The organism is Streptomyces sp. STR69, from assembly GCF_024519455.1.
Lineage (GTDB): Bacteria > Actinomycetota > Actinomycetes > Streptomycetales > Streptomycetaceae > Streptomyces.
This window is the reverse complement of the sequence record NZ_JALJRY010000014.1, coordinates 26,893-39,946: the sequence shown is the minus strand read 5'-3', so window position 1 is coordinate 39,946 and position 13,054 is coordinate 26,893. Positions and strand designations below refer to the sequence as shown.

Here is a 13,054-nt window from a genome sequence, read left to right as displayed (position 1 = left end):
CGGTCTACAGAATTGTAGTCACCCAGGGGAGCATCATGCGCCGGACCATCCTGGTCGTGGAGGACGATCACGCCCTGCGGGACGTGCTGATGCGCGGGTTGCGCGACGAGGACTTCGACACCGTCCCCGCGTCGGACGGCGCCACCGCCCTGCGGCTGGCGACCGACGACATCTGTGCCGCCGTACTCGACATCGGGCTGCCCGACGCCGACGGGCGGGACGTGTGCCAGGCGATGCGCGCGAACGGGTTCCGCTCCCCCGTCGTCTTCCTCAGCGCGCACCACCGGCTGCCCGACCGGCTGTCGGGGTTCTCGGCCGGTGGCGACGACTATCTGTCCAAGCCCTTCCATCTCGCCGAACTCGCCGCCCGGCTGCGGGCGGCCCTCAAACGGGCCGCGCCACGGCCCGCCGCCACGGCGGGGGACCTGGTGCTGGACGCCGTCCGGCACACGGTCGACGTCCGGGGATCGCAGGTCGATCTGACGCCGACCGAGTTCCGGCTGCTGGCCGCGCTCATGGCGGCCCACGGCGGGATCGTCAGCCGCCGCGAACTGGTCCGGGCGGGCTGGCCCGAGGGGGCACGGGTGCACGACAACACCCTCGACCAGTACCTGACCCGGCTGCGCCGCAAGCTGCGCGCGGCGGGCAGCGACCGGACGATCGGCACGGCTCGCGGGATCGGCCATCACCTGGCATGAGCGGCCTTCCTCGCCGGTGGCGCGCGACCGCCCTCCTCCGCCGTGCGGCACCCCGCACACTGCGCGGCCGGCTCTCGCTCGTGGCCCTCGTCACCGCCACCCTGCTGATGCTGGTCCTGACCGTCGCCTTCAACGCCGTGGCCGGCCACCGCCTTCAGCACCAGGCCGACGACGAACTGCGCACCCGCGCCGCCGCAGTCGCGACGACGATCGACACCAGCGGCCCGAAGGTCCGGGTCCTGGAGACCTCCCACGACGAACTCCTCGACGCCGACGTGTGGATCTACTCCGGCCGGCAACTGCTGGAGGCGCCGCCGGCCTCGGGCTCACTGACCCGGGTCGCCGACGCGCTCGCCCGGCGCGGCGGGCAGCGGTGCGTCACCGCCGACGTCCACGGGCCGCTGCGCCTGTGCTCCCACCCGGTCCCCGGCAGCACCGGCGGGGCCACGATCGTCACCGCGCTGGACCTCTCCCCGTACCGGAGTTCCGCCGACACCCTGCTCCTGGGATCACTCGCCCTGGACGCCGTCATGCTCGCCTGCACCTACGTCCTGACCCGGCTGGCGGTCGGCCGCGCCCTGCGTCCCGTGCGCACGATGACCGACCAGGCCGGCCAGTGGAGCGCCGTGGCCTCCGGGGAACGCTTCGGCACCCTGCGGCATCCGGCCGAACTCGCCCGTCTCGGCGCGTCGTTGGACTCCATACTCGACCGCATCCGCACCCTGCTGCGCCACGAGCGACAGCTCACCGGGGAACTCTCGCACGAGCTGCGTACACCCCTGAGCCGGATCATCGCCGAGCTCGACTGGTGGCGGGCCCGCCCCCGCACGGCCGACCAGACCCGCGCCAGTCACCAGGTCATCGCGGAGGCCGCCGAGTCCATGCGGACCATCTGCGACACCCTCCTGGCCGACGCCCGCGACGGCACACTCACCGCTCCGGGCACCGCGGAAATCCTGCCCACGCTACGGCGGCTGGCCGAAGTCCCTTGCCCGGAGGGCCACTTGACGGTCACCGTCGACGGCCCGTCCCTGGTGGCCGGAGTGCCGCCCGCCCTTCTCGAACGCATCGTCAGCCCGCTCCTCGCCAACGCGTGCCGCTACGCCCGCTCCACCGTCGCCGTCCGCGTGCACCGCACACCCGATGGTGTGGGCGTCGACGTCACCGACGACGGCCCCGGCGTGCCGCCCGCGTTCGCCGGGCTGCTCTTCGAGCCCGGCCGACGGGCGGATCCGGGCGACGGTCACGGCGGGGCGGGCCTCGGCCTGCCCCTGGCCCGGCGCCTCGCCCGCTCGGCCGGCGGCGAGGTCACGTACGACGCCGGGCACGCAACCGGGGCACGGTTCGTCGTCACGCTGCCCGCAGGGTGACGACTCCGCGATTCGGCGTGCCCGGCCCTCACTGCAGCGCGGGGCGCCCCACGTCCTTGCGGGACACGGCCAGATAGCCGACGAAGCCGAGGATGGCCACCGTCCAGGACAGCGTGACCGGGCCGAGCCCCATCGCGAGGCCGCCCCGGCCGTGGCCCACGGCCATCCAGTCGGCGACGGACGCCCCGAGCGGGCGGGTGATGACGTACGCCGTCCAGAACGCGGCCACCGCGTTCAGACCGCCCCACCGGTGGGCGACGGCCGGAACGGCGATCGCGACGGCGTACAGGACGGCGGAGCCCAGGTAGCCGAGGCCGATCGTCGCGGTGAGGTCCCCGGCGGCGGTGCCCAGGGCGAAGGTGGCCAACACCGTGGCCCAGTAGAAGAGTTCGCGGCGCCGGGTGTGGATGCTGTGGATGGACAGGGTGCCCTCGGAGCGGTACCAGAGGGCGAAGACCGCGGCCAGCGCGGCCATGAAGAACGGCGTCGAGAGCGTGTACGGCACGCCGAGGCCGACGTGCAGGACGTCGGCGGCCATCGTGCCGAAGACGCTGACCATGACCACCGCCGTCCAGTAGATCCAGGCCACGTACCGCCGGACGGCGAACTGCACCGCCAGGGCGCCCACCAGGGCAAGGCCGCCGAGGCCGACGGCCGGGATCGGTCCGCAGGCGTGGGCCAGGAAATCGGAGGCCGTCTCGCCCATTCCGGTCGTCAGCACCTTGATGATCCAGAAGTAGACGGTCACCTCCGGCACCTTGCTCGCCGTGTGGAGTACGTGGCCCGGGGGCCGATGGTGCGCAAGGTGATCTGTCGTCATGGCAGGCACGATGACACGGTGTCCGGCAGTCGTCCCAGCCCCCTTTGCCAGAGCTTTTGCGCTTCTGGTGCGTGAGTTGGCCGAGGCCCGCACAAGCCTGAACGCAACCTGAACGCTACGACCGAAGGCCTGGTCAGCCGCGTACGGCCGGTGGTACAAGCACCGCTCCCGCGCCTCAACCGAAGCCATGCACAAGGTCGGTTCGCGGGCGCCGGTGATCGGCGTTTCTTGCGTCGCCCGAAGCGTGCCTGGTAGGACTGTGGCGCGCCGTACGTCACATGTTCGATTCTGCGGGGGTTCATGTGGTCGCCACGGCCGTCAGGTCTTCGCCACGGCGAGGCCCCGGTGCCCGGCGCCCGGCCCGGCGGCGGCTTCCCGTGGTCGCCAGGCGGGCCGCACAGCACGGGCTGGTGCTGGCCGCCGTCGCGGTGACCGTGCTGCTGTGCGCGACGGCACTCGCCACCCTCGCCTCACTGGCGGGCAGTTCGGTGCAGGCCGGTGCCGTACGGCGGCTGGCCGCCGACCTCGACGCGCAGGTGAACGTCAACGCGTCCTTCCTGGCCGGGGGAATGGCCGCCGCCGACCACGATGTGCGGGCCGCCGCCGACCGGGTGTTCGCCGGGGTGCCGCAGCGGACCTATGTGGGGCTGCTGGGCACCTCGCCGGTCTCGGTGACGGGCGTCGACGGGGTCGCGGGCCCGCCGCGCACTCCCGGAGGCACCGGGCTGCATCCGGTCGCGGTGCAGGACGGGGGCAGGTTCGGGCGGTTGACCGCCGGGCGGTGGCCCGCCGGCACCGCCGACGCCCCGGCCGGCGCGTTCACCTCGCTGCCCGAGGTCAGGGTCTCCACCGGGTCCACCGCCCCGGTCGACACGGCGGTGCCGGACGCGCTGGCGAAGCGCCTGGGCATCGGGCCCGGCTCCAGCCTGCGCGTGCAGGACGCCTTCAACCGCGCCATGACCCTGCGGATCACCGGCGTCTTCCGCGCGACCGGTGCCGTCGGGTTCTGGCCCGCGATGGCCGGCGACCTCGCCCAGGGAGAGACCGCCGACCAGGACCTGTTGGTGGTGTCGGCGTCGGCTCTCAACGGCAGCGCCGTCCTGAACGGGCATCTCACGGCCCACTGGAGCGTGCAGCCCGACCTCTCCCGGCTCGACGCGGACGGCCTCACCGCTCTCGGCGACCGGCTGCGCGCCTTCTCCGGCAGCCAGAGCGGCGTGTCGGTGTTCGGCGGGCATCAGCCGTCGCTGGCCGATGTGACGGTGGCCTCCGGACTGCCGGGCGCGATCGACGAGTTGACGGTGCCGACGGTGGCGGCCCGGTCCTCGCTGTACCTGCCGAGCGTGCTGCTGGCGGTCCTCGCCCTGGCCACCCTGGTGCTGGCCGCCCGCGAGCTGACCGTGCGCCGACGCGAGGAGCTGTCGCTCCAGCAGGCCAGAGGCGCCGGCACCCCGAGGTTGCTGCGCGGCGCGGCGGCCGAGTGGGCCCTCACCGGCGTCCCGGCCGCCGTCGCCGCTCCCTTCCTGGCCGGGCTGCTGCACCCCGGCCGACGGGGCACCGACGCATGGGCGGCGGTGGGCCTGACCCTGCTGGTGCACGCGGCGGCCGTGCTGCTGCCCGTGCTGCCGTCGGCCCGGTCGCGGCCGACCCGCAGCGCACGGGCCGCCGCCGCACAGCGGCTCGGCGCCGACCTGGCCCTGCTGGCCGTCGCGGCCCTGGGCTATCTGGAGTTACGGCGGCACCACTCGCTGATCTCCGACGTGGGCACCGGCAGCGCCTCCGCGGACCCGGTGCTGGTCCTGGTGCCGACCCTGGTGGCCGGTGCCGCCGCGCTCCTGCTGCTGCGGCTGCTGCCGCTGACCTCTCTGCTGCTGGACGCGTTCGGCCGGCGTAGTCGGGGTCTCGTACTCCCGCTGGCCGGCTGGCAGTTGGGCCGACGGGCGGCGCGCAACGCGGGGCCGGTGGTGCTGATGTGCCTGGCCATGTCGGTGAGCGCCTTCGCCACCACCGCGCTGGCCTGTCTGGGCGGCCTGGCGTCCGAGCAGGCCGCGTTCACCGTGGGCGCGGACGTGCGGATCTCCCCCTCGGCGGACGACGGTTACCCCTCCCCGGTCCTGGGCGCCGCCTATCGCGCGCTGCCGGCGGTCACCAGCGTGACCCCGGTGACGCGGTCGACGGCGAACCTGCCCGGCGGCGCCACCGAGGACCTGGTCGGGACGGTCGGTGGGCCCGCTCCCCGCACGCCGGCACCGGTCGTGTCCGGGATACCGCTCCCCGGGCGGCCGACCGCGCTGCTGCTCGACGAGCGGCTGCGCAGCGACGGCAGCCGCGTGGCGCCGAGCCTGGAGCTGACCGTGCAGGACGCGTCCGGCCTCGTCAGCGTCGTGACGACCCGGCTGCCCACCGCCGACGGGGCCAGACACACCGTCGCGATCCCGCTCGCCGTGGCGCTGAGCGGCGGCCACCCACGGGAGTATCCGCTGACGGTGACCGCCGTCAACGTCCTGCCACAGCCGAACACGCGTCCGGCGCGCCTGGACCTGGAACTGATCCGGGTCGGCGCGCGCGACACCACGGACTCCTGGGTCACCCGGCTCCCCGGCGAGCAGCTCTGGGCCGACGGCACGGACCACGCCGCCGACTCCACCGAGGGCGCCTGCAAAGGGCAGTTGAACGGCAGCTACGAACCGGGCACCCCCGGGGTGTGCTCGATCGCTCCCGGCAGCACCGACGTGCTCCGGACCGTCATCAGCACCGGTATCCGGCCCTCCCGGGCGACCTCGGACGCCTTCGGGGGGCTGTCCGACAGCGACTACGACACCCAGCCGGGCAGCCAGGTGCGGCTGGTGGCGGGTCCGGCGGGCGGTCCTGCGCCGCTTCCGGTGCGCGCCGACGCCACGACGCTGCGCGAGGCGCGGCTGAGCGTGGGCGGCACCACCACCCTGGACCTGGGCGAGGGCCGGGTCACCGCCCGGATCGTGGGCCGAGTCGACTCGCTGCCCGGACTGGGCCGCGGACAGGGGCATCTGATCGCCGATCAGCGGCAACTCGCCACCGCGCTGACACAGGCCGGCGTGGACCAGGAGGATCCCGCGTTCTGGTGGCTCGGCAGCACCGACAGCGCGCGTACGGCCGCAGCCGTGGCGGCGCAGCCCGCGCTGGGCGGGGTCACCACCACGGCGCAGACCGCCGCGTCCCTCCAGGCCGACCCGTTCCGCACCGGACTGCGCCGGACGCTGGAACTGGTCCGTTATCTGGCCCCCGGATTCGCGGTCATCGCCTTCACCGTGCACGCGGTGGTCTCCACCCGGCAGCGCCGCAAGGAGTTCGCGTTGCTGCGGGCGATCGGCGTCCGGGCCAAGAACCTGTCCGCGCTGCTGGGCGCCGAGCAGCTGAGTCTGGCGCTGTTCGCGGTGGTCCCGGGTGCGCTGATGGGCATGGCGCTGGCTGCGGCGGTGCTGCCGCTGGTCACCGTGGACGACAGCGGACAGGCCCCTTATCCGCCGCTGCCGCAGATCATCCCCTGGGGCACCGTGGCGCTGACCGCGCTGGCGACCGCGCTGGCCATCAGCGCGGTCGTGCTGACACTGGCCCGACTGCTGTCCCGGGTGGACCTGGTACGTGTGCTGCGAGCGGGGGAAGACCGTTGAGCCGTACGGCCGGAAACGAGTCGGTGACGGGCCGCCTGATCCGCAAGGAGACCCGAGGCGACCTGCCTCTGCTGGCCTGCCTCGGCGTGCTGGTCCTGGCACTGACGGCACTGTGCGCCTGGGCCCCCGCCTTCGCGGGCGGCCAGGAGGACCGGGCGCTACGGCAGCGGGTCGACGCGGCGCAGGCCCAGGCGCCCCTGATCAGCCTGAGCACCACACCGGAGGTCTTCAACACCCAGCCGCCCGCCGTGGACATGGCCACCCTGCTCGGCGCGGGCCGCACCCTCACCAAGCAGCTCGGCGGCGGGGCAGCGCGGCACGTGGCCTTCAACGGCGGCGGCAGCTACGACTACGACCAGGCGTCCCTGCTCTCACCGCGACCGCCCGGACCGGCGAACACCAGCACCCAGCTGACGGTCAGCTATCTGCCGTCCGCGCGGCCCCATCTGCGCTACGTCAGCGGCCACGCGCCGGCCGACCGCACTCCGTTGGCCACCGCGCCGCAGATCGGGTTGTCGGAGACCACCGCGCGGGCGCTGGGTGTCCGGGTCGGCAGCCGACTGACGCTTGAGTTCGCGAAAACGCCTGGGGTGCAAAACGCCCCGCCCCAGGCGGAGTTGCTGGTGAGCGGGGTCTATCGCACCACGGCCGCGACCGACGGTTTCTGGACCGGCCGGGAGACCCTGGACCAGCCGTCGCGCCACCCTCAGGAGCGTTCCGCGGGCACCGTGCTCGCCGTCCGCGGTCTCGTCGGCCTCGACGGCGCCGACCTGCTGGCCGGCACCGGAGTGGGCGGCCCGCGCGTGACCTGGGAGTTGCGCGCCGACCTGTCCGGAGCGGCGCTCGACCAGGCCCGTGCCCTGACCGGACCGCTGTCCCAGTACAGCGCGGACCTGAGCGCGGCCCTGTGCCAGGGAGTTGACCCGATCACCGGAGACATCGCCTGCCAGATCGACGGCCAGACCACCGGGCCCCTCCTGCTGACCGACTTCCTGACACCGATGCTCGCCGCGTTCACCGCGCAGGACCAACAGGCCCGGTCCCTCGCGACGTTCGCCGTCGACGCGCTGGCCGCGGTCGCGCTGGCCACCACCGCGGTAGCGGTACGGCTGCTGCTGCGCCGAAGGCAGTCGCACCTGCGGTTGCAGCGCGCGCGGGGCGCGTCCACCGCGCGGCTGGTCCTGCTGCGCTGTGCCGTGGCCTGGCCGGTGGTACTGACCGCCGCGCTGCTCGGCTGGGCGGCCGGACGGGCTCTCGCGCCCACCGGCACCTCCGGATCGCCGCAGCCGGTGCCCGCAGCCTGCGCCACCGCCGTGGTGGCGCTGACGGTGCCGCTGATGACCTGGCTCACGGTCCGCGAGCCGCGCAGACCCGGCCGGCTGCGGCGCACACGCCGGAAGACGGTCGTCGGCCGGCGCCTGGTCCTGGAGCTGACGGTGCTGCTCGCGGCGGCGGCCGGGGTGGTCGCACTGCGCTCGCAGGGCCCGGACGGGATTCTGGGCGCGGTGCCGGTGCTGGTGGCGCTGGCCGTCGTACTGCTCCTGCTGCGGGTCTATCCGTTCGTATTGCGCCTGGTGCTCGGGCAGGCCCGGCGCGGCCGGGGAACGGTGGGCTTCGTCGGAGCGGCCCGGGCCGCCCATGACGCCCCGGCGACCGGGCTGGCCCTGTTCGTCCTGGTGCTGACCCTGGGCACGGCCGTGTTCGGCGGCCTTGTGCACCGTACGATCGCCGAGGGTCTGACCTCGGGGGCGGCCTGGACCACCGGCGCCGACGCGAGCGCGACCGTGTCCGGGACCGAAGCCTCCGCCGGCACCACGGCGCCCGGGGCCGCCACCACCGGAATACGGACCGCCGTCCAGCAGCTGCGCATCCTCGACCTGGCGGGACAGGCCGACGGGGCGGCGATTCCCCAGGTCGCCGTGATCACCGTGGATCCCCGGCGGCTGGCCGTCGTCGCCCCGAAGTCACCGCTGGCCGAAGCCCTGTTGTCCGGGCTGACGGGGACCCGGGCCGACGCGAGCACCCCGCTGCCGTCACTCCTCTCCCCCGGTCTCCGGGCGAGGGAGCGCACCGGCGGCTTCACCACCACGGTGGTGACCCCGGGCCGGCCTCCGGTGGACCTGACCCTCAAGCCGGTCGGCACCCTCACCTCCGCGCAACTCGACGACCCCCTCCTGGGGCCGGTCACGGCGCAGATCCCCGCCGGGACACCCTTGCTGATCACCACCGCCGACGCCGGGCGTCTGCTGGCCCAACAGCCTTCAGGAAGCACCGTGTTGCTCCTCAAGGGCGACACTCCCGCCGACACCGAGCCCGCGGCACTGCGGTCGGCGGCGGCCAGGGCGCTCGGGCCGCTGGCCCGGATCCGGGTCCGCTCCGAGACGCTGAACACCCTGCGCGCGGACGGCCTGACACGAGGACTCGGCACGATCTACACCGTCACCTCGATCCTCGCCGCGCTCACGGGCCTGCTCGCGCTCGCCCTGGAGCTCACCCTCACCTCCGACGAACGCAGCCGCACCACGTCGTTCCTGCGCACGCTGGGACTCGGCGGCAGGGAAGCCGGCGCACTGCACTTCCTCCAGTTGCTGCCACTGGCGGTGGCCTCGGCGGTGGGCGGCACGCTGCTCGGGCTGCTCGAACCACGGCTCATGGCGGGGACGTTGGACCTACGACAGTTCACCGGCGGCCCCGTCCAGCCGGCGCTGCGGACCGACTACTCGCTGACCCTCGCACTCGTCGCCGGCGTGACCGCACTGATCCTGACGGCGGCGGCCACCGAGACGGTCCTCGCCCGCAGACGCCGGTTGGGGTCGGTACTTCGCCTGACGTGAACGCCTGCTAAATCGCGCCCTCGGCCTCGGACTTCGCCCGCCGTGCGGCCTCGTCCGGCCATACGCCGATGTGGTCGCTCTCCAACGCGAGCCGCACCCGCTTGCGCATGTGCAGGCGTTCGGTGAACTCGCCCGGCAACTGCAGCCGGCCGCTGGCGTCCAGGACCGCGTACTCCTCGGCGGTGAGCACGTCGACGCCGTCCTCGCCGGTGGCGATCCGGCGCAGTACCTCGGTCGAGGTGCGGCCGTTGCGGATCAGGACGGTGCGCTGGACCTGTTCGGACACCAGCGCGTCGTGGGTGACCACGATCACGGTGACGCCCAGGTCCTCGTTGGCCCGGCGCAGTGCGGCGAAGACCTCGTCGCTGGTGGCGGTGTCGAGTTCGCCGGTGGGTTCGTCGGCGAACAGCACCCGGGGCTCGTTGGCGTTGGCGACGGCGACCGCTACCCGCTGCTGCTCGCCGCCGGAGAGCGTGTCGGGGGTGCGGTCCCGGCAGTGGCCGACGGACAGCAGGTCGAGCAACTCCTCGGCGCGGGCCCGCCGTTGGGAGCGTTTGATCCCGGTGTACGTCATCGGGAGCATCACGTTCTCGGCCGCCGAGAGATAGGGCAGCAGGTTCCGGGAGGTCTGCTGCCAGACGAAACCCACAGTGGTACGGCGGTAGTTGAGCCGGTCGCGGCGTTTCATCGCCAACAGGTCGTGTCCGGCGACCTCGGCGGCACCCGCGGTCGGCACGTCCTGGCCGGAGAGTATGCCCAGCAGGGTGGACTTGCCGGAGCCGGAGGCACCGATCACCGCGATCATCTCGCCCTCGGCCACGGCCAGGTCGAGACCCTGGAGGGCCTGCACTTCGACGCCCTCGGTCTGGTAGATCCGCACCAGGTTCTCGCAGACGACCAGCCCCTCTTCGCGTCGCGGGGCGGCAGCCGCGGTGGCCCGCCGCCGCAGCTCGTCCAAGTCCGGTGCCACGGTGCGCTGTTGAGGAACTGCCACGCGGTCTCCCGGGAGGTGAAGTCTGGTGATGACGCGGTCGGACAGCGGCCAGGCTAGTGCGGAAGTCCACGCGAGGGGCGGGATCCGCCGGGCCGACGGCATGCGGAACGGCGGGTGGAGTGCGGGGCGGTGGGTGGCGTCAGCTGTCCTCGACGATACGGCCGTCGCGGAGTTCCAGTACGCGGTCGGCCAGCGCGAGGAGTTGGGTGTCGTGGGTGGCGACGAGGGCGGTGACGGATTCGCTGTGGACGACGGCACGCAGCAGGTCCATCACGGTGAGACCGGTGTCGGCGTCGAGTTGGCCGGTGGGTTCGTCGGCGATGATCAGGGCCGGGTTGTTGGCGAGCGCGCGGGCGATGGCGACGCGCTGTTGCTGGCCGCCGGACAGTTCGCCGGGACGCTGGTCGGCATGGTCGGAGAGACCGACGAGGGAGAGCAGAAGGCCGACGCGGGCCTCGCGCTCGCGGGCCGGGACCTTCCGCAGCCGCAACGGGACCCCGACGTTCTCGGCCGCGGTCAGAATCGGGATGAGACCGAAGGACTGGAAGACGAAGCCGATGCGGTCGCGGCGCAGCGCCAGCAGGTCGTCCTCGCCGAGGCCGGCCAGGTCGGTGCCGTCCAGGGTGATCCGGCCGCCGTCGGGAGTGTCGAGACCGCCGACCAGGTTCAGCACGGTGGTCTTGCCTGAGCCGGATCGGCCCCTGAGGGCGACGAGTTCACCGCGCGGCACGTTGAAGGAGACACCGCGCAGGGCGTGCACGGCGGTTTCGCCGCTGCCGTAGGTACGACGCAGGTCCTCGACCACCACCATGTCGCCGGTCGGCGCCCCGACATCCACAACAGCACTGCGGCCACTGGCCAGTTCGCCCATGCACCGTAGGGTACGCCGGACCCGACAGGCGCTGCGGCGTCACGCGACAACAACTCCCCCGGGAGAAAAGGGGGCCGGCGGACAATCCGCCGGCCCCCTTTTCCACTTCGGTGTCACGGGAATTGTCTCCGCGTGCCGAAAAGCAGCGCTACCACCGATACCAGCGGCCACTCCCGCCCTTCGGACGGGCCACGAAACCGACGAGCCACAGCACCAGGACAATGATCGCGACCCACCACAGAATCTTCAGCGCGAAACCCGCACCGAAGAGAATCAGGGCCAGCAGAAGAACAAGAAGCAGGGGAATCATAGTTTTCAACCTCCGAACCTCCGTCTGCCCGCCCATTCCTCGTTCACGCCCACGGATTCCCCGGGCGGTGTCCGTGACCGCCTCGCGTGTCACATCTGCGCGGCCTGCTCGGTCTATGTAGTGACGGACAACGAAGCAGAGGGAATCATGCGAGAGATTCTGATCGTCGGCGGCGGCTACGCGGGCTTCTACACCGCATGGGGCCTGCAGAAGAAGCTGCGTCGGGGCGAGGCGCGGGTCACCGTCGTCGACCCGCGCCCGTACATGACCTATCAGCCCTTCCTGCCGGAGGTGGCCGCCGGTTCGGTGGAGGCGCGACATGCCGTCGTCTCGCTGCGGCGGCACCTGAGCCGTACCCGGCTGATCGCGGGGACCGTGACCGGGATCCGTGCGGCGGACCGTACGGTGACCGTCCGCCCCGTGCGCGGAGACGCCTACGAGCTGCGCTACGACATCCTCGTGGTCACCGCCGGTGCCGTGACCCGCACCTTCCCCATCCCCGGACTCGCGCAGCAGGCCATCGGTCTCAAGCACGTGGAGGAGGCGGTGGCGATCCGTGACCGGCTGATGACCGCGTTCGACCAGGCCGCGTCGCTCCCGCCCGGCCCCGAGCGGCGGAAGCTGCTCACCGTCACGTTCGTGGGAGGCGGGTTCTCCGGCGTCGAGGGCTTCGGTGAACTGCTCTCGCTGGCGACCGCGATGCTCAAGGCCTATCCGGAACTGACCCTCGACGACCTGTCCTTCCACCTGGTCGAGGCCCGGGGCCGCATCCTGCCCGAGGTGAGCGACAACCCCGGTGCCTGGGTGGTGCGCCATCTGGAACGCCGGGGCGCACATGTCCACCTCAACACCCAGCTGCTGTCCGCCGAGGACGGCCACGTCGTCCTCTCCGACGGCCAGGAGTACGACTCCACGCTGATCGTCTGGACCGCGGGCAACGCCTCGAACCCCGTCGTGCACAACCACACGGACCTCCCGGTCGACGAGCGGGGCCTGCTGCTGGTCCGCGCCGATCTGCGCGTGGGCACGGAGAGCGAGCTGGTGCCGGACGTGTGGGCGGCCGGCGACGACGCGTCCGTTCCCGACCTCGCCTCGCCGGTGCCGGGCGCACGCACGGTGCCGAACGCCCAGCACGCCGTACGGCAGGGCAGGCTCCTCGCCAGGAACCTCGTGGCCGACCTGCGCGGGAAGCCCGTCCGCACCTACCGTCACAGCAGCCTCGGCGTGGTGGCGACGCTGGGACTCGGGCGGGGAATCTTCCAGTACAAGGGCATCGTCATCAAGGGATTCCCGGCATGGTTGATGCATCGGGGTTATCACGTGCTGGCGGTGCCGAGTTGGGAGCGGAAGATCCGCGTGTTGGCGGTCTGGCTGACCGCGGTTCTGACGGGCCGGGACCTCGTGTCGCTCGCCTCCGTGCAGCATCCACGGGACGCGTTCGTCACGGGTGAGCTCACGCAGGTCCCGGGTGCCGGCCGTACGAAGGAACGGAGCACGCCATGAACGC

General features: G+C 72.9%; 9 protein-coding genes. 5 read left to right on the top strand and 4 right to left on the bottom strand.

Going from position 1 to position 13,054, the window contains the following annotated elements:
* The first annotated feature begins 35 nt into the window (after window positions 1-35).
* Together OC490_RS25560 and OC490_RS25555 are read left to right on the top strand one after the other, a co-directional pair.
* Window positions 36-698, top strand: a complete 663-nt coding sequence (locus OC490_RS25560) for a response regulator transcription factor (protein WP_262060334.1) — start codon at window positions 36-38, stop codon at window positions 696-698.
* Entirely contained in the window at window positions 695-2,068 is a 1,374-nt protein-coding gene (locus OC490_RS25555; RefSeq protein ID WP_262060333.1) for an ATP-binding protein, read from the top strand. Before OC490_RS25560 ends, OC490_RS25555 begins: the two co-directional genes overlap by 4 nt.
* A gap of 28 nt (window positions 2,069-2,096) precedes the next feature.
* Here OC490_RS25555 and OC490_RS25550 read toward each other — a convergent pair whose 3' ends face one another.
* The gene (locus tag OC490_RS25550; RefSeq protein ID WP_262060332.1) at window positions 2,097-2,888 is read right to left on the bottom strand and encodes a hypothetical protein; all 792 of its coding nucleotides are present in this window, start codon (window positions 2,886-2,888) and stop codon (window positions 2,097-2,099) included.
* Window positions 2,889-3,265: 377 nt separating this feature from the next.
* On the opposite strand from OC490_RS25550, the gene OC490_RS25545 reads away from it, so the two are divergent.
* Together OC490_RS25545 and OC490_RS25540 are read left to right on the top strand one after the other, a co-directional pair.
* Complete coding sequence (locus OC490_RS25545) at window positions 3,266-6,538, top strand: FtsX-like permease family protein (RefSeq protein ID WP_262060331.1); 3,273 nt, start codon at window positions 3,266-3,268, stop codon at window positions 6,536-6,538.
* Window positions 6,535-9,372, top strand: coding sequence for a hypothetical protein (locus tag OC490_RS25540; protein WP_262060330.1), 2,838 nt, complete (start codon window positions 6,535-6,537; stop codon window positions 9,370-9,372). The genes OC490_RS25545 and OC490_RS25540 overlap by 4 nt, the downstream gene beginning before the upstream one ends.
* Before the next feature lie 7 nt (window positions 9,373-9,379).
* Here OC490_RS25540 and OC490_RS25535 read toward each other — a convergent pair whose 3' ends face one another.
* The 3 genes from OC490_RS25535 to OC490_RS25525 form a co-directional block, all read right to left on the bottom strand.
* The gene (locus OC490_RS25535; protein ID WP_410098961.1) at window positions 9,380-10,366 is read right to left on the bottom strand and encodes an ABC transporter ATP-binding protein; all 987 of its coding nucleotides are present in this window, start codon (window positions 10,364-10,366) and stop codon (window positions 9,380-9,382) included.
* Between the two features lie 139 nt (window positions 10,367-10,505).
* Window positions 10,506-11,237, bottom strand: a complete 732-nt coding sequence (locus tag OC490_RS25530; RefSeq protein WP_262060329.1) for an ABC transporter ATP-binding protein — start codon at window positions 11,235-11,237, stop codon at window positions 10,506-10,508.
* Window positions 11,238-11,385: 148 nt separating this feature from the next.
* Window positions 11,386-11,547, bottom strand: coding sequence for a hypothetical protein (locus OC490_RS25525; protein WP_026178601.1), 162 nt, complete (start codon window positions 11,545-11,547; stop codon window positions 11,386-11,388).
* A 147-nt stretch (window positions 11,548-11,694) separates the two neighbouring features.
* On the opposite strand from OC490_RS25525, the gene OC490_RS25520 reads away from it, so the two are divergent.
* Window positions 11,695-13,050 carry an NAD(P)/FAD-dependent oxidoreductase gene (locus tag OC490_RS25520; RefSeq protein ID WP_262060328.1) on the top strand — a complete coding sequence of 452 codons (1,356 nt, stop codon included), beginning with the start codon at window positions 11,695-11,697 and terminating at the stop codon, window positions 13,048-13,050.
* Window positions 13,051-13,054 lie beyond the last annotated feature (4 nt).